This window comes from Achromobacter sp. Marseille-Q4954 (assembly GCF_943737025.1).
GTDB classification, from domain to species: domain Bacteria; phylum Pseudomonadota; class Gammaproteobacteria; order Burkholderiales; family Burkholderiaceae_B; genus Achromobacter; species Achromobacter bronchisepticus_A.
Genome location: NZ_CALSFQ010000001.1, coordinates 1,440,195 through 1,456,088, shown reverse-complemented (window position 1 = coordinate 1,456,088; position 15,894 = coordinate 1,440,195). Strand labels below are relative to the sequence as shown.

The following is a 15,894-nucleotide window of genomic DNA, read 5'->3' as shown; positions in this document are numbered from 1 at the left end:
CTGAGGCCACGACGCGGCAGCCGGTCCGACTACCGCTTCTTGCACCAAGTCGACGGCCTGCGTCACGTAACCGCCTGCTCTTGCAGCGCCGCAAGAAGTCGCTGCGGGGCCAATCGCTGCCGGTAATCGACCTCGATGAAAGCCAGCGAGATCCTCTGGTTCGGCGTGATCACATAGGTGGCGGGAACGGGCAGCTCCCAACTGGCGTCCCCATTTATGCTCGGCAGCGCCTTGTTGCTGGAACTCAAGGCATCGCGCAGTTCCTGCGGCAATGGATAGACCAGCCCGAATTGGCGAGCCACGTCATTGCCCAGATCGCTCAGGACGTTAAACGTCAACGCCTCGCGCTCCGCGGTTGACAGTGATGCGTCCGGAAGCTGAGGTGAGATGGCCAGCATGCTTGCGCCAAAGGATGCCAACTCGGGCAGCAAGGCCTGGTAGGACCGCAGTTGGAGGTTGCAGTACGGACACCAGCCACCTCGATAGAAGGTCACCACCACAGGACCTTGCTTGAGAGCAGCGGACAGCGACACCGTGCCGCCTTGGGCGTCCGGCAACGAAAAGTCGGGGGCCCTGTCTCCCTCCTTCAGCGCAGCGTGCCTCGCAAAGGTCGATCGCAGTTCCTCGATCCTGGACTCATAGAGCGCGACCCGGCCGGCTGGAGCGGTGCGGGCGAACTCCTTTCGCAGTATTTAGTGCTTGGTTGGCGCAGCGATTTGAGAATGTTTGTCATTTAATTGGCATGCATAATAGCGAGTCGGTTACTCGGCGATCTGAAACGAGCAAGGTGAGCTTCAGACTCTCAAATGCTCAAATACTGGGGTATGGCGATCCTTGGGTCTGGCCCAAGGATCGCGAGACAAGGCTGTTCCAGGCGCGCATGGGAGGAACAGCCTTGCCGTTTACTCGGCAAGCGCCTTTATCACGTCTTCCGGAGAGTGAATGGTTCCGAGCGTTGTCGGACTGCCCCAACGAACGTGGAATTTATTCTCTTTGACCTGCGCCAGAGACAGCATCAAATTATTGAATGCTGTCAGATCATCGGTCTCAAAATAGGTGATGAAATCGGTGTCATCCAAGCCAGTTGAGTGGTACAACTTACGCTTGACGTTCACGAGATAGGCTAAGGTAGGTGTCGTGTGAACTTCCATCTCTTTCAGACGCTCTTCCGGCGACATGTTCCACCATTCCGCGTTTTTCTTGACGGGGATTACGATCACATATCTTGGTGCCGGCCCGCTATAGGTAGCCGAACTAAGTCCCGCATTCAGCTCTGGAGACTTGTCTTTGCTGATGTAGTTTAAGGGCTTTGTTACACCGACAAGGGTCTCAAAAACATCGGCATTCTTCCCGACCGTTGTCGAGCGGAATTCGCGCATGAAGGTCTGGGCTTTTGCCAAGTCGTAGGCGTGGATGCGGAAGAAAAAGTCGGAATTGGTTTCTAGGCCACGTGTTAGGTAGAGATCAACCAGAACGTTATCCTTATGTTTTTCAATTAGTTTCTTAACTTCTTCCGCGGCGCTCTTGCGTTCCATTGCTGGCACCTTGCTCCAATCAGGGCGCAATTTGAACATTGTAAAAACGCCGAAGACCCCGGGCTGGGTCAGGATGGTTCCCCGCTCGATTTTCATCGGTTGCATGGGTTGCATTGCCTGCTGAGCAACAACAGGTGACGAAGCCATCGCTATGGCTGCCCCGATAGCAGTGGCAGCGAGACTCAATTTGAAACTGCGAATCGACATGTTGGTCATGGATATCCCCTTGTGTGAAATGAATAAATGAAATTCTAGAATCTAAAAAATTGGTGTTTTCATACATAAAAACTCTTGGCTAACTGAATCTATGAATCAATTTCCCGCAGCACACGTGTTGCAGATGGGCCGTCACAAATTGTTCAGCCAGCTCTGTCAAAGCAACAAAAAACTGGGTTGCCACCTTTCTTTTACCTCTTTGCCTGGCGCAAGGTCAACAGACCCTAAAAACCGCTGTTATTGCTCGCTGTAAAAGGCCGCAATATCAGCAATATCCTCATCACTTAAATTGGCGGCCTGCGGGGCCATCATGGCCGTCATGCCACCAGTACGCTCACCTGCCCGATAGGCCTTGAGTGCACTCTCGAGATAGGGCGCCCATTGACCGGCAAGATTGGGATAGATATTTACCGCCGACCTGCCGTTAGCGCCATGGCAGGCGGCACAGACCGCTACTTTCTGCGCTCCGGCTGCGGCATCCCCTGCGGCCATAACCAACCCCGATTGCGCCATCATCCCCAGCAATACCGCGGCAACAGACCCTTTTACCCAGTTATTCGACATTTTGTTTCCCTCTATAGTGACAGTACTTCGACAACCATATCCATGAATTTATTAGGAACGTTGCAGGCCCCTTTTGCAAGCCTTGGTTAGCGCTAAATACGGCTCTGTTGATCTTGGTCAAATGAAGTTGAAAAAGCCGTGATGACGGCGGCTAAGCGATGGAGGACGGCTCTGTTTAGATGTAGGCTGGCCACCATTAGCAGGCCGTTGAAAAAAGCCAGAGCCCGCGTGGCTCTGGCAAAATGGCGGCCATCCTCTTCTGCCGAAGCCAGCCCAAGCCGATGCGTGGACTCGACCTCAAACAAAACGAGCTGTTCAGTTATACGACGCTGGAGCAGCGCATCCCGAACGATCACCCGCTGCGTCCCCTGCGAGGCCTGGTCGATACCGTTCTGGCTTCGATGGATCGGGACTTCGACGGGCTGTACTCCACCCTGGGACGGGCCTCGATTGCGCCGGAGCGGCTGCTGCGCGCCTCGTTGCTGCAGGTGATTTACACCATTCGCTCCGAGCGGCAGTTGGTCGAGCAGATTGATTTCAACCTGCTGTTTCGCTGGTTCGTCGGCTTGTCGATGGACGAGCGCATGTGGGATCACTCGACCTTCAGCCAGAACCGTGACCGCTTGTTCAACCAGGATGTAGCGCGGCTGTTCTTCCAGCGCATCAAGTCGCTGGCCGCATGGTCCGAGTACGCCAGCAACGAGCATTTCAGCGTCGATGGCACGCTGATCGACGCCTGGGCCTCGCACAAGTCCTTTATCAAGAAGGATGGCGGCGACCCACCGGAGGATGGCACGCGCAACCCCGATGCCGACTTCAAGGGCGAGAAGCGCAGCAACGCGACCCACCAATCGACCAGCGATCCCGAGGCCCGGCTGGCGCGCAAGAGCAATGGCGATGCCAGTCGTCTGGCGCACATGGCCCACACGATGATGGAGCACCGCAACGGTCTGATCGTGGATGTGGAATGCACCGAGTTCAATGGACGTGCCGAGGTAGAGGCGGCGCTGGAGATGCTGGAGCGCACGGCCAAGCCGGGCAGCACGGTAGGTGCAGACAAGAATTACGACCAGAAGCGTTTCGTGCAGAGGGCGCGCGAGCTGAAAGTGACACCGCATGTGGCGCAGAAGCGCAAGGGCAGCGCCATCGATGGGCGCACCACGCGGCATCCGGGGTATGCCGCCAGCCAGAAGATCCGCAAGCGGATCGAAGAAGGTTTTGGCTGGCTGAAGACGGTTGGCGGCCTGCGCAAGACCAAGCTGATCGGTCGCGCCAAGCTGAGTGCTCAGTTATTGCTGGGTTTCTCGGTCTACAACCTGATCCGACTGGGTAGCCTGTCGGGTTGGTGGCGAGGATCGCATGTATAGGGCGAGTTACGCCCAAAAAACGCCGAAAGGCGTGAACGTGGTGCTGAAACCTGTCAAAAAGGCCTGAAGTCAGGCCTTGTGTGGACTCCGTTAGGCCAAAGCGCTTGAAAAAGCGCCAAACCGGACGGGTTGGGGCAGTTGAAGCCGAGTTTTTCAACGGCCTGTTAGCGGACCAAGAAAAAAATGATACGACGGGGGTGCGTTCCACAGGAACGCGTTACCGTTGCTATTGTTTATGAATACTGAATCCCTCTTGATACCGGGAGCTGTCTGCAGAGCTATCGACATCTGTATGGCTGGCTCCCACGCCAGGAGTCTTGGCCAAACACACCAACACACCAAATAGACGGTGACGTCACTGTCACCTGCACGCCGTCACCGGATTGTCCCGGCACGTCGGCATCATCGTCGATGAGGAGAAAACCATGGGAATGTGGAAACTGAAGCGCCGGGATTTTCTTAAAGGGCTGAGCGTGACGGGGGCGGGCGTCATGCTGAGTGGTAACGTCTGGGGACTAAACCGCCTTGAACCCGTGGGCGAGACCCTGGCCAGCGAATATCCCTATCGTGACTGGGAAGATTTATATCGCAACGAGTGGACGTGGGACTCCGTCGGCCACGCGGCACACTGTATCAACTGCATGGGTAACTGCGCCTGGAACGTCTACGTTAAAGATGGCATCGTGGTCCGCGAAGAACAGATTGCCAAATACCCACAGGTTCACGAAAACATCCCGGATGCCAACCCTCGAGGCTGCCAAAAAGGTGCGATTCACTCCACCTCCATGTACGAAGCTGACCGCTTACGCTATCCATTGAAACGTGCCGGCGAACGTGGTGAAGGCAAGTGGCAGCGAATTTCCTGGGATCAGGCCACTGAAGAAGTGGCTGACAAAATCATCGATATTTTTGTCAAACACGGCCCTGGCAAGCTGAAAACTCACCAAGGTTCGGGTAACAAGTCTATGGTCCGTTACGCCGGCCCTGCACGCTTTGCTGCGCTGGTCGGTGGTATTCAACTGGACCATATTACCGCGGTGGGAGATTTGATTACCGGTGCGCATCTGGCGTACGGTAACCCGCAGGAAAGTTTCACCTCCGATGCCTGGTTTGATGCCGACTACATAATGCTCGGCATGATTAACCCGAACGCCACCCGTATCCCGGATGCCCACTATATCTGGGAAGCCAAATACAATGGCGCACGCATCACCAGTACCGCACCGGATTACAACCCCAGTGCTATTCACACCGATCTGTGGATGCCGATCCATCAAGGGAGTGATCCATTCTTGGCCATGTCATTTGTCAACGTGATCATTGCCGAGAAGCTGTTCAAACCTGAGTTTATGAAAGAGCAAACCGACTTGCCGATGCTGGTGCGTACCGACAACGGTAAGCTGCTGCGTGAAGCGGATCTGGTGGAAGGCGGTTCTGATCAGGTGTTCTACCACTGGGATCTGAACAGCCAGCAAGCAGTAAAAGCGAAAGGCACTATGGGCGATGAAGACAAGACCCTTAAGTTGGGTAATGTCGATCCGGCCATTGAGGGCACCTTCGAGGTAGAAGGCATTTCGGTCACCACGGTATTTGAACAGGTTAAAAAAGAAGCCGCCAAGTACACTCCGGAAAAAACCCAGGAAGAGACCAATATTCACCCGGATATTGTGCGCCAGGAAGCCCGTCATCTGGCGGCGGCTAAAAAAGCCATCATCATGCTGGGCTTTATGACTTCAAGTTACTCCAACTGCTTGTACACCTGCTGGGGCTATGCATTAACCCTGGCACTGACTGGACATGGTGGTCGTACCGGTGGTTTGGATACCTCCTGGGTGGTGGCGTGGAATCACCCACGCTTGTCGGAATTGGCGGGCTTTGAAGGCAAGAAGTCAGCGCGCAAGGAAGCCGGTGGTTTGGGTGAGTTTTTGCGTGGCGGCATGATGGAAGGTGCCCGTAACCATTTCGATAACAAAAAACTAAAAGAGCGCGTCGGCTTCGATCTCGATGAGATGGAAGAGATGATGAACGAATCCATCGAAAAAGGCTGGATGCCGTACTACGGCGAAATCAAAGGCATGATTTCCATCGCGGACAACACTTTCCGTCGTAACAAGATGTCGGAAAAGTACCGCGAAGAGCACTTACGCCAGGCTGAAGAGTTGTATGTGAACATTAACGTGCGCATGGACTCCACCGCCGAGTGGGCAGATTACGTGCTGCCGGCGGCCAGCCATTATGAAGCCTGGGATATACGCACCCAGGGCTATCACCGCTTTGCCAACATTTTCACCCGCCCGGTAGAGCCGGTCGGTGAGTCAAAGCCAGACTGGGAAATCATGGCGCTGCTGACCAAAAAAATTCAGGAAAGAGCCATTGCGCGCGGTATAGGCCCGATTCAGGATGGTGATGTTACCCGTGATCTGCATACCATTCACGACGACTTTACCCGTAATGGCGCGCTCAATACCGATTACGATGTACTGAAACATATCATCGAAGATTCGCCGGAATTCGGTGGTGTCACCATCGAGGAAGCTGCCGAAAAAGGCTTCATTGTGATGAATGAGCATGCGGGCCTGAACCAGCCGTTAAAGCCAGATGAAGGTTATAACCCGTTCACCGCACAAACCGATGGCAAGGAGCCCTACGATACCTTGACCGGTCGTATCACCTTCTATTGTGACCACCCGTGGTTTGAGAAGTTGAAGTCCACAGTGCCCACCGCGCGTTTGCACGCCGGGCCTAAGGCATCCAACTACCCATTGAAGTTCTACTCGCCACACGCACGCTGGGGTATCCACTCCAACTGGCGCAGTAATAAATACCTGCTGCGTTTGCAGCGTGGCGAACCGAATATCTACATCAACCCGAAACTGGCAGCACAAAAAGGTATCAAGGACGGTGACACGGTACGGCTGTTTAACGGCAACGGTGACTTTTTTGCTCAGGCGAAGTTCTATCCGAGCATTCCTGCCGACTCGATCATGATGGAGCACGGCTGGGAGCCGCATCAGTACATCAAGCGCAGAAATATGAACATTTCCCACGCCATATTCTTGCAACCACTGGAGCTGGTGGGTAACTGGGGGCACCTGAGGTACGTTTACGGCGGATGGAACGCCAACCAGCACATTCATGAATCAAGCTACGACATTGAACTGGCGAAGCCGGAAGACATTAACGACCCACGTGCCGTTTAAGAGGAAATTATTATGACTGTTAAGCGCCAGCTCAGCATGGTTTTAGATTTAAACAAATGCATTGGTTGCCAGACCTGTACTGCCGCGTGCAAGTTGATGTGGACCAACCGTAATGGCCGCGAATTCATGTACTGGAATAACGTGGAAACGATGCCGGGTAAAGGCTATCCCCGTGATTATCAGAACATGGGCGGTGGCTTCGACAAAGACGGTGCCTTGCGTTTAGGCAAGCAACCAAGCCAGGAAGACTACGGTATTCCCTGGGAATACAACTACGAAGAAGCACTGATGACAGGTACCGACCCCTGGCTGCGTCCTCACGTCAAACCAACCTGGGGTGCCAACTGGGATGAGGACGAGGGTGAAGGCGACTACCCGAACAGTTACTACTTCTACCTGCCACGCTTGTGTAACCACTGCGCCAACCCGGCCTGTTTGGCGGCCTGCTCGCGCAACGCCATTTACAAGCGCCAGGAAGACGGAATCGTACTGGTGGATCAGGAGCGTTGTCGCGGTTATCGCTATTGCGTCAACGCCTGCCCCTACAAAAAAATCTACTTCAATGAGCAAATCTCAAAGTCCGAGAAGTGCATCTTCTGCTATCCGCGCATTGAAAAGGGGTTGCCCACCGCCTGTGCCCAGCAGTGTGTAGGGCGCATTCGCTGGATAGGCTATCGTGATGATGAAGCAGGTCCCATCCATTTGCTGGTAGAAAAGTACAAGGTTGCCTTGCCGCTGCATGCGGAGTGGGGGACGCAGCCCAACGTGTTCTACGTACCACCGACGTCACCACCCAAGTTCGGCCCCAATGGTGAACAACTCGAGGAGTCGCGGATCCCCTTGTCTTATCTGGAAAGCCTGTTTGGCCCCAGAGTAGGAGAAGTGCTGGATACCCTGGCCGAGGCCCGTCAGGCCAAGGCAGACGGTAAAGACAGTGAGCTGATGGACACCCTGATCGGCTTTAAACACGCTGAAATGTTCAAGCTGAGCTAACGGCGGGAGTAACCTTATGACAAATGCTAATACGTCACTGGCTCGCCAGCTGCAAGCCGAACGGGCCGAGGCTCGCGAGGCTATTTACCGCCTGGCTGCGGTCGTGCTTGGCTACCCATTGGCAGAGACCCAGCAGGCACTGGAAGAAGGTCGGCTGCAGATGGCGCTGGATCAAGCCTGGCAGACGCTGGGCGGTGAACCCTGGCCGGAATTTGATATCAGCGAAAGCCTGGAGCAGCTGGAGGTGGGGTATATGTCCACCTTTATCCAGGGCCGTCGTGGCAAGCCGCGGGTGCCCTTGGTGGCCAGTGCTTATGCAGGTTTGGTTGACGGGCTCACCCCCGGGGCCTATCTGCTGAATGTGCAGGCCTTTTACACTCACTTTGGCTTGACTGCCGCCGTGAGCGACGAAGGCCATAAAGACGAACCAGATCATCTGGTGGCCATGCTGGAGTTTTGTGCTCTATTGTGTCACCTCGAATCACGGGCGCTGGCGAATGACAGAGATGCCGCCCCTTATCGCCGTGCCCAGCGTGACTTTTTGGCTCGCTACCTGGCACCGCTGCTGCAAGCGATACGAGCCAGCTACGCCAAAGAGAGCCATCACGGTCTGGATCCTAATCTGGAGCACCTGGTGGAGATGTTGCCCGCATGGGCCAATGCCCAGCTGCTGTCGTTAGAAACCCTGGTGGGCCCGAGCCCAAAGCCGGGAGAAGAACGAGCCGCCCCTGCCAATCAGTCCATGTGGGACTGAGCGAGCCATTACCGATGAGGAATCATGCCATGAAACTGGGTCATTTTATGAAAGGCAGCCTTACCCTGGCGCTGGTGTTGGCCAGTGCAGGCGCCCTGGCCGAGCGCAGTGAGCAAAACCCCAATATTCTAGAAATAAAGCCCGGCGATACGGTCAAGGTATCGACAATACCCGATACCATTTTTTTGCGTAGCCAGAACGATCCTGACGATCTGATTTGGAGTCGACTGCCGGTCTACAGTACCTATCTGCTGCCGGCACCGCCGGTGCATCAGTCGGCTAAGTTACGTTTCGATGACGGCGCCACCCGGGGTAAACACATCTATTTCCAGGTTGCCCGCTCTAGCGATCGCTTTTATGTACGGCTGCGTTGGAAGGATGCCACCGAAGACAGGGCAACGACCGTCGATGATTTTCGCGATGGGGTGGCGGTGCAGTATGCCCTTAACGATACAGACACTTCCTATATGATGGGCTCTGGCCCAGAGCAACCGGTGAATATCTGGTATTGGCGCGCCGACCAGAATCGAGTAGAAAATCTGGCTGCCGGCGGCTATGGCAGCACGACTACTTTAACGGAACAGACGGTGTCCGGTGATAGTGCGTACGTCACCAATCAGGTCCCCCAGCACAGCAGCTGGCAGGTCGTCATGTCGCGGCCATTAGCCGCCAAGGGGGAGTTTGAGGTGGATTTTGAGCGCGCCATCGTCCCCATGGGCTTTGCGGTGTGGCAGGGAAGTGACGAAGAGCGCAATGGCAACAAACGCGTGACGCACACCTGGATTCTGCTGGATACCGGGTACGACGGTACTACTAAAAAATAAGGATCTCTCTATGTCGGTTTCTCACTTTGATCCCCAGACCCTGGCACCCACAGATTGTGGCCGTGGCCACGCCTGTCAGTTTTGCCCACAAGAAGAACAATGCCAGCTGGATAAAGGCCGTCATGAAAAGCGGCTGATTGAATCGCGCCTGGCAGATATTGGCCAAATCATCATGGTCATGGCCAACAAGGGGGGGGTGGGTAAAAGCACGGTATCGGCCAACGTGGCCGCCGGTCTTGCCGCTCAGGGTTATCGGGTGGGGGTGGCCGATGCGGATATTCATGGGCCCAATCAGAGTCGATTTTTCGGCTTTGTCGGCCAGCGAGTGCGCTTGACTAACCAAGGGCTGCCCCCTCAAGCCTTTGCCTATGAAGGTATTGAACATCCGGTGCGAGTGGGCTCGCTGGCGTTCATGATGGAGCGCGACGATACCCCTATTGTGTGGCGTGATGCCTACAAGCATGACTTTATGCACCATTTGATTGGCTCGTTCGACTGGGGGCCACTGGATTTTCTGGTCATTGATATGCCACCGGGCACGGGTAACGAACTGATCACCCTGGCCGACATGCTGGAAGGCCATGATGTGGCGGCGCTGTTGACCACCACGCCGCAAGAAGTGGCATTAATGGACAGCCTGAAAGCGGTGCGTTTTTGCCAGGAGCGCAAGCTGCCCCTGATTGGCGTGGTCGAGAACATGGCGGGCGTCACCTGCCCCCATTGCAGCGGTCATTTTCACGTGTTTCCGCGCGCCCATCTGGCGGCGGCCCTGGCGGAAGTCGAAGTGGAGTCGATAGCACAAATTCCCTTGTCGCTGGCGTTATCCAGCGGCTCCGATACCGGGGTGCCTGTTATTTTATCCGCGCCCGATGGGGCCGAAGCCCGAGCCTTTGCGCCCGCGGTGGCGGCGGTGCGTGCCCATGGCGAGGCCATTTTTGCCGAAGCGGCCGCCGCGTCTCTGCACAGCCTGACCCAGGCCGGGCTGGAAGCCCCCGAGCTTGAGCAAGCGCTGAATGCGGTGGCGCCGGAACAAAGAGCGGCGCTGCGCGAACAACTGGCCTCTTTGCTGGGCAATAGTCAGGGCCCCATTCATTAGAGTGGGTGCTTTGTCGCCGATGCTCGTCATCGATTTATTTCTAAATATGTGAGAGTGCTGTCATGACCGAAACCCGTACCCCCAATCGTCGTCATTTCTTTCGTCAACTGTTGGGCACTGACCAACATGCGCCCAATCGCGCCCCCTGGCATAGAGTGCCCGAAGTGGGGGCCGGCGACGGGGATGTGCTGTGGTCCGGCTGGAGTGGCGATGGCGAACTGTTTGTAGTGGGCGACGAAGGTCGGGTGCTGCGCTATACCGGTGTGGCCGATGCCGAAGGTCGGTTATTGCAGACGATGGCGGTACCAGAGCGCCTGCCATTACACGGCATCTGGGGATTAACGGCCGATAACCTGTATGCCGTGGGCTGGATGGGTTGCCTGTTGCATTATGACGGTGAGCAGTGGCACAAGCTGCGCGGCGGACGTATTGATGAGCGCAGCGGACGCTTTGCCGCCAGCGAAGAAAACACGCCGCTGTTTGCCATCGATGGTAACGAGCTGGGCCAGGCCTGGGCGGTAGGTGATGATGGCGTTATTCTGCATTTTGACGGCGTTAGCTGGCAGCGCGAGACCTGCCCTACCCAGATTAATCTGCGTGCGGTGGCCTGCGCCGATAACAGTACTGTTTATGCGGCCGGCGGCGAAGGTACCGTGCTCAAGCGGGACGCCAGCGGGGTGTGGGCGGCGCTTGATTGCCCGCTGGGCTCCGGTTTTCAAACCATGTTGGTGCAGGATGACGGTAGCTTGCTGTTGGGTGGCGGCCGTTATTTTGTCGATCACGGCGGCTTTCGGGGCGAACTGGTGCGCTATCAAAATGGGATGTTTCAGGCTCTGAACTTCGACGAGCCCATGCCGCGCTTGCGCGCGCTCAAGTCCTACAAAGACGGCGTGCTGATCGTCGGCGATCAGGGCCACTTGTATTACCTGAACGACTTGCGGCTGGACAAGCTCGAAAGCAACAGCCGCCACGATCTAATGGATATTATTGTGTTGTCCACCGGCGAAGCGTTGGTGGTGGGCGATTTTGGCACTATTATGACCGCCGCCGAAGACTTTACCCAGGCGCTGGCACCGCCACCCCAGGCAGCGGATGCCAGCCCCTGGGAGCTAATGGATGTGCCCAGCAAACATCAGCTGTGGGGTATTATCGAAGGCGTTGACGGTAGCTGTTACGCCTGTGGCGAAGCCGGTAGTGTGTGGCGCTTGCGTGACGGAGAAAATAGCTGGGAAGCCTTGCCGGCCCCCAGCGAGCTGGCGGTGCACTGCCTGTGGGACAGCGGCAATGGCTTGTTTGCTGCCGGTCAGCTGGGGCGTATTTATCGCTTTGGTGGCACCGAGTGGACACTGCATTTTGAGCTGCATTTAGATGTGACCATAATGGCGATGTGGGGCAGCGGACCGGATTCCATTTACGCCGTAGGCGATGAAGGCCTGATACTGCACTTTGATGGTTTGCGCTGGCAGCGTATGCCCAGCGGCACCCAGTCTGCGTTATATGGTTTATGGGCCTGGGACAACGAACACTTGCTGGCGCCAGGCGACTTTGGCCTGATGCTGCGCTACAACGGCAAAGAGTGGACCGAGTTCAACGTGGGCACCGAGAGCTTTTTATACGGTGTTTGGGGCGACAGCCTGAGCAATATTTATACCATTGGGCTTTCTGGCACACTGGCGCACTTTAATGGCCAGCGCTGGCAGCAAATGGCCACCCGGTTGCGTGACGATCTGTTGGCCATCTCCGGCTCGCCTGCGGCGGGGGCTTATGCGGTAGGCACACGGGGTTGCGTGCTGCGATTAGAAGGCGAGCAGTGGCTGACTGAGCCAAGCGGCAGCGAGGTTGGGCTGCGCGCGGTATGCGCCACCCAGGGCGGCACCGTATATGCGGCAGGTGATCGAGGCACCATTCTGCGTCGGCTAACAAAAAAATTCTTGCAGTTGTCGATCAAGATCAATAACGGCCACTTGGATCTCCCTTCGAGCAAGGCAGTCGCGGCGGGGATCGCAGCGGACTCCCGTTATTTTATATCAGTCGATAAAAAATGGCTTGTGTCAAGCGTTTTGCCTGAATGCAGGTCGCATCAGAAGCCTATACAGGTCAACGGTGTTGATTTCCACGCAGAAGTGACCCACTAACCCCCAGGATTTCCATCTAAATCTGACCCACGTACTAACCCTAACCTGCTGCTTTGTTGAGCAGCAGGAGACCAGGAGTGATAGACGTGGCAACACTGAGTGTCATCAGGCGCTGGGCCCTGCGAGAGCAGCTGTCCATCCGAGAGATCGCCCGCCGCACGGGCCTCTCGCGCAACACCATCCGCAAGTACCTGCGCGCAGGCGAGGCCGAGCCGCACTATGCCAAGCGGGTCAGCCCTTCCAAGCTCGATCCCTTCGCATCGAAGCTCTTGGGATGGCTCAAGACGGAAGCTGGCCGATCCCGCAAGCAGCGGCGTACCGTCAAGCAGATATACGCCGATCTGCAGGCGCTGGGCTATACCGGCTCCTACAACCGGGTCGCGGCCTTTGTCCGCCTCTGGCAAGAACAACGCCTGGTGGCCCAGCAGACCACCGGCCGCGGCACCTTTGTGCCTTTGGCCTTCGGCCCCGGCGAGGCGTTCCAATTCGATTGGAGCGAGGACTGGGCAGTGCTCGCAGGTGTGCGCACCAAGCTGCAGGTGGCTCACTTCAAACTCAGTCACAGCAGGGCGTTCTACCTGCGTGCCTATCTTCTGCAGACGCACGAGATGCTGTTCGATGCCCACAACCATGCGTTCGTCGTGCTGGGCGGTGTGCCCCGCCGAGGCATCTACGACAACATGCGCACCGCTGTAGACCGGGTGCGCCGTGGCAAGGAGCGCGACGTCAATGCGCGCTTTGCGGCCATGGTGAGTCACTTCCTGTTCGAGGCCGAGTTCTGCAACCCGGCCTCGGGCTGGGAGAAGGGCCAGGTGGAGAAGAACGTGCGCGATGCCCGCCATCGCCTGTGGCAGGTGGTGCCGCCATTCCCAAGCCTGCCCGATCTCAATGCCTGGCTTGAGGAGCGCTGCGTGGCGCTGTGGCACGAGATCGAGCATGGCAAGCTGGCTGGCACCGTCGCGGACGTCTGGGTCGAGGAGCGGGCAGCCTTGATGCCTGTGCCCCGGCCCTTCGATGGCTTTGTGGAGCACACCAAGCGCGTCTCACCCACCTGCTTGGTCCACTTCGAGCGCAATCGCTACAGCGTGCCAGCGCCGTATGCCAACCGGCCTGTGAGCCTGCGGGTCTACGCGGACCGCCTGGTGGTCGCTGCCGAAGGCCAGATCATCTGTGAACACCAGCGCCTGATCGAGCGCAACCACCATGGCGCTGGGCAGACCGTCTATGACTGGCGCCACTACCTGGCGGTGCTGCAGCGCAAGCCCGGGGCATTGCGCAATGGCGCTCCCTTCCAGGAACTGCCAGTGGCCTTCAAACGGCTGCAGACCGCCCTCTTGATGCAGCCAGGCGGCGACAGAGAGATGGTGGAGGTGCTGGCACTGGTGCTGCATCACGACGAGCAGGCCGTGCTCGCCGCAGTGGAACTGGCCCTGGAGTCTGGGGCTGCCAGCAAGACCCATATCCTGAACGTGCTGCACCGGCTGCTGGACGGCAAGCCCGCTCCAGCACCGGTCACCTCCCCCCAGGCCCTCAAGCTGGCGATGGAACCCCAGGCCAACGTGCTGCGCTATGACCAATTGAGGGAGGTGCGCTATGCGTCATGACCCCGCCATCGCTTCCATCGTGATCATGCTGCGCGAGCTCAAGATGCACGGCATGGCCCAGGCAGTTGCGGAACTGGCTGAGCAAGGTGCGCCAGCCTTCGAGGCAGCACAGCCCATCCTGTCCCAACTGCTCAAGGCTGAGACCGCCGAGCGGGAGGTGCGCTCGGTGGCTTACCAATTGAAGGTGGCCAGGTTCCCCGCGTACCGGGACCTGGCAGGCTTCGACTTCAGCCACAGCGAGGTGAACGAAGCCCTGGTGCGCCAGTTGCACCGATGTGAGTTCTTGGAGGATGCCAACAACGTGGTGCTGGTGGGCGGGCCGGGCACAGGCAAGACCCACATCGCCACAGCCCTCGGAGTGCAAGCCATTGAACACCATCACCGAAGGGTGCGGTTCTTCTCCACGGTAGAGTTGGTCAATGCGCTGGAAGAAGAGAAGGCCCAAGGCAAGACAGGGCAGATGGCCCACCGGCTTGCATATGTGGATCTGGTGATTCTGGACGAGTTGGGCTACCTGCCGTTCAGTGCATCAGGAGGCGCCTTGCTGTTCCACCTGCTGTCCAAACTCTACGAGCGCACCAGCGTCGTGATCACCACCAACCTGAGCTTCAGCGAGTGGGCCAGTGTGTTCGGGGATGCCAAGATGACCACGGCATTGCTCGACCGGCTCACGCATCACTGCCATATTCTTGAGACCGGCAATGACAGCTACCGGTTCAAGAATAGCTCCGCACAGCAACCACCACAGACCACCAAGAAGGAGAAGGCGACCAAGAACTTATCCACAACGTGAGCGTGAAGTTCACGAATCAGGGTGGGTCAAGATTCGATGGAAATGGTGGGTCAGCTTTGCATGGAAATCAACAGGCTGCGCATGGAAGATGCCCCACCGGTCTTTTACGGGTCGTCTCAGAAAACGGACAACAAAGCACGCTAAGGGCTGGCGTGTCAGGTTGAGGCCATAGACGCCGCGCCGAAGGCGTCAGGAAATGCCTGAAAAGACCCTACTCTGACGCCCTTTCGCCGCTTCGTCTGACGCCCGGTTAGGCTGTACTTCAATCGGACAGGCTCAACCGAAAAGCTCGCTGTGCGAGCCAAGCCGTGCCAGTCGGAGAGTGTCGGCATCCGACTTGCGGTAGATCAGCAGCAGGTCGGGCTTGACGTGGCATTCCCGATAACCTGCCCAGTCGCCGCTCAGGTCGTGATCGCGGAATTTTGCGTCAAGCGGCTGATCGGTCGCCAGGGCCACGAGAACGGGCTTCAAATCGCTATCGAGCGTAGCCCGATGCTGGCCCTTGGCCTCGCGCTTGTAGTCGCGTTTGAAGGCTGAGGCGCGATCAATCGTCCGCATGCAAGTCTGCCATCAGGTCATCAACGCTGGCGAAACGCTTGCCTTTCCCAGCCTCAAGTTCGGCAATGGCCTTGCGCGTGGTGGCGTTAGGGGCTTTCACATCGAAGGGCATCCGGCGCTCATCAGCAATGCGCAGCATCAGCAAGCGGATGGCGTCAGAGATGGACAACCCCATTGCTTCGAGCGCATCAGCGGCACGCTCCTTGGTGCTGGTGTCGATGCGAGCGCGGACATAGGTATCGGCGGTGCTCATGG

At 57.2% G+C, this 15,894-nt stretch carries 14 protein-coding genes; 9 read left to right on the top strand and 5 right to left on the bottom strand.

Annotated features, from left to right (window positions below; translation table 11 throughout):
• Window positions 1-62: 62 nt before the first annotated feature.
• From NGK62_RS06790 to NGK62_RS06780, 3 genes are all read right to left on the bottom strand, one after another.
• Complete coding sequence (locus NGK62_RS06790; protein ID WP_286012428.1) at window positions 63-590, bottom strand: peroxiredoxin-like family protein; 528 nt, start codon at window positions 588-590, stop codon at window positions 63-65.
• Window positions 591-902: 312 nt separating this feature from the next.
• Window positions 903-1,751, bottom strand: a complete 849-nt coding sequence (locus tag NGK62_RS06785) for a chlorite dismutase family protein (RefSeq protein ID WP_251877802.1) — start codon at window positions 1,749-1,751, stop codon at window positions 903-905.
• Between the two features lie 237 nt (window positions 1,752-1,988).
• Window positions 1,989-2,315, bottom strand: coding sequence for a c-type cytochrome (locus tag NGK62_RS06780; RefSeq protein WP_251877799.1), 327 nt, complete (start codon window positions 2,313-2,315; stop codon window positions 1,989-1,991).
• 281 nt (window positions 2,316-2,596) lie between these two features.
• Here NGK62_RS06780 and NGK62_RS06775 point away from each other — a divergent pair, with 281 nt between their 5' ends.
• From NGK62_RS06775 to istB, 9 genes are all read left to right on the top strand, one after another.
• Window positions 2,597-3,682, top strand: a complete 1,086-nt coding sequence (locus NGK62_RS06775) for an IS5-like element ISPst12 family transposase (protein ID WP_011913346.1) — start codon at window positions 2,597-2,599, stop codon at window positions 3,680-3,682.
• A gap of 425 nt (window positions 3,683-4,107) precedes the next feature.
• On the top strand, window positions 4,108-6,882 hold the full coding sequence (gene clrA / locus NGK62_RS06770; protein WP_251877797.1) for a chlorate reductase subunit alpha: 2,775 nt from the start codon (window positions 4,108-4,110) through the stop codon (window positions 6,880-6,882).
• 12 nt (window positions 6,883-6,894) lie between these two features.
• Window positions 6,895-7,875: a chlorate reductase subunit beta gene (clrB, locus tag NGK62_RS06765; RefSeq protein ID WP_108241478.1), complete on the top strand. Its 981-nt coding sequence runs from the start codon at window positions 6,895-6,897 to the stop codon at window positions 7,873-7,875.
• Window positions 7,876-7,891: 16 nt separating this feature from the next.
• The gene (locus NGK62_RS06760; RefSeq protein ID WP_251877795.1) at window positions 7,892-8,629 is read left to right on the top strand and encodes a molecular chaperone TorD family protein; all 738 of its coding nucleotides are present in this window, start codon (window positions 7,892-7,894) and stop codon (window positions 8,627-8,629) included.
• Between the two features lie 29 nt (window positions 8,630-8,658).
• The gene (clrC, locus tag NGK62_RS06755) at window positions 8,659-9,453 is read left to right on the top strand and encodes a chlorate reductase subunit gamma (protein ID WP_201267793.1); all 795 of its coding nucleotides are present in this window, start codon (window positions 8,659-8,661) and stop codon (window positions 9,451-9,453) included.
• Window positions 9,454-9,463: 10 nt separating this feature from the next.
• Entirely contained in the window at window positions 9,464-10,549 is a 1,086-nt protein-coding gene (locus NGK62_RS06750) for a P-loop NTPase (RefSeq protein ID WP_051375859.1), read from the top strand.
• 62 nt (window positions 10,550-10,611) lie between these two features.
• Window positions 10,612-12,684, top strand: a complete 2,073-nt coding sequence (locus tag NGK62_RS06745; protein ID WP_251877792.1) for a WD40/YVTN/BNR-like repeat-containing protein — start codon at window positions 10,612-10,614, stop codon at window positions 12,682-12,684.
• Between the two features lie 77 nt (window positions 12,685-12,761).
• Window positions 12,762-14,288, top strand: coding sequence for an IS21 family transposase (gene istA / locus NGK62_RS06740; RefSeq protein ID WP_169885095.1), 1,527 nt, complete (start codon window positions 12,762-12,764; stop codon window positions 14,286-14,288).
• On the top strand, window positions 14,278-15,081 hold the full coding sequence (gene istB, locus NGK62_RS06735; RefSeq protein ID WP_013516261.1) for an IS21-like element ISThsp10 family helper ATPase IstB: 804 nt from the start codon (window positions 14,278-14,280) through the stop codon (window positions 15,079-15,081). Before istA ends, istB begins: the two co-directional genes overlap by 11 nt.
• Window positions 15,082-15,357: 276 nt before the next feature.
• On the opposite strand, the gene NGK62_RS06730 is transcribed toward istB, so the two are convergent.
• Window positions 15,358-15,639, bottom strand: coding sequence for a type II toxin-antitoxin system YafQ family toxin (locus tag NGK62_RS06730; protein WP_013521176.1), 282 nt, complete (start codon window positions 15,637-15,639; stop codon window positions 15,358-15,360).
• The gene (locus tag NGK62_RS06725; protein WP_013521177.1) at window positions 15,626-15,892 is read right to left on the bottom strand and encodes a type II toxin-antitoxin system RelB/DinJ family antitoxin; all 267 of its coding nucleotides are present in this window, start codon (window positions 15,890-15,892) and stop codon (window positions 15,626-15,628) included. Before NGK62_RS06725 ends, NGK62_RS06730 begins: the two co-directional genes overlap by 14 nt.
• Between the last annotated feature and the right edge of the window lie 2 nt (window positions 15,893-15,894).

Excerpts from the sequence above, each read along its gene's own strand:
- NGK62_RS06785 (WP_251877802.1), bottom strand. The coding sequence starts at position 1,751 with ATGACCAACATGTCGATTCGCAGTTTCAAATTGAGTCTCGCTGCCACT.
- NGK62_RS06780 (WP_251877799.1), bottom strand. The coding sequence starts at position 2,315 with ATGTCGAATAACTGGGTAAAAGGGTCTGTTGCCGCGGTATTGCTGGGG.
- NGK62_RS06775 (WP_011913346.1), top strand. The coding sequence starts at position 2,597 with ATGCGTGGACTCGACCTCAAACAAAACGAGCTGTTCAGTTATACGACG.
- clrA (WP_251877797.1), top strand. The coding sequence starts at position 4,108 with ATGGGAATGTGGAAACTGAAGCGCCGGGATTTTCTTAAAGGGCTGAGC.
- clrB (WP_108241478.1), top strand. The coding sequence starts at position 6,895 with ATGACTGTTAAGCGCCAGCTCAGCATGGTTTTAGATTTAAACAAATGC.
- NGK62_RS06760 (WP_251877795.1), top strand. The coding sequence starts at position 7,892 with ATGACAAATGCTAATACGTCACTGGCTCGCCAGCTGCAAGCCGAACGG.
- clrC (WP_201267793.1), top strand. The coding sequence starts at position 8,659 with ATGAAACTGGGTCATTTTATGAAAGGCAGCCTTACCCTGGCGCTGGTG.
- NGK62_RS06750 (WP_051375859.1), top strand. The coding sequence starts at position 9,464 with ATGTCGGTTTCTCACTTTGATCCCCAGACCCTGGCACCCACAGATTGT.
- NGK62_RS06745 (WP_251877792.1), top strand. The coding sequence starts at position 10,612 with ATGACCGAAACCCGTACCCCCAATCGTCGTCATTTCTTTCGTCAACTG.
- istB (WP_013516261.1), top strand. The coding sequence starts at position 14,278 with ATGCGTCATGACCCCGCCATCGCTTCCATCGTGATCATGCTGCGCGAG.
- NGK62_RS06730 (WP_013521176.1), bottom strand. The coding sequence starts at position 15,639 with ATGCGGACGATTGATCGCGCCTCAGCCTTCAAACGCGACTACAAGCGC.
- NGK62_RS06725 (WP_013521177.1), bottom strand. The coding sequence starts at position 15,892 with ATGAGCACCGCCGATACCTATGTCCGCGCTCGCATCGACACCAGCACC.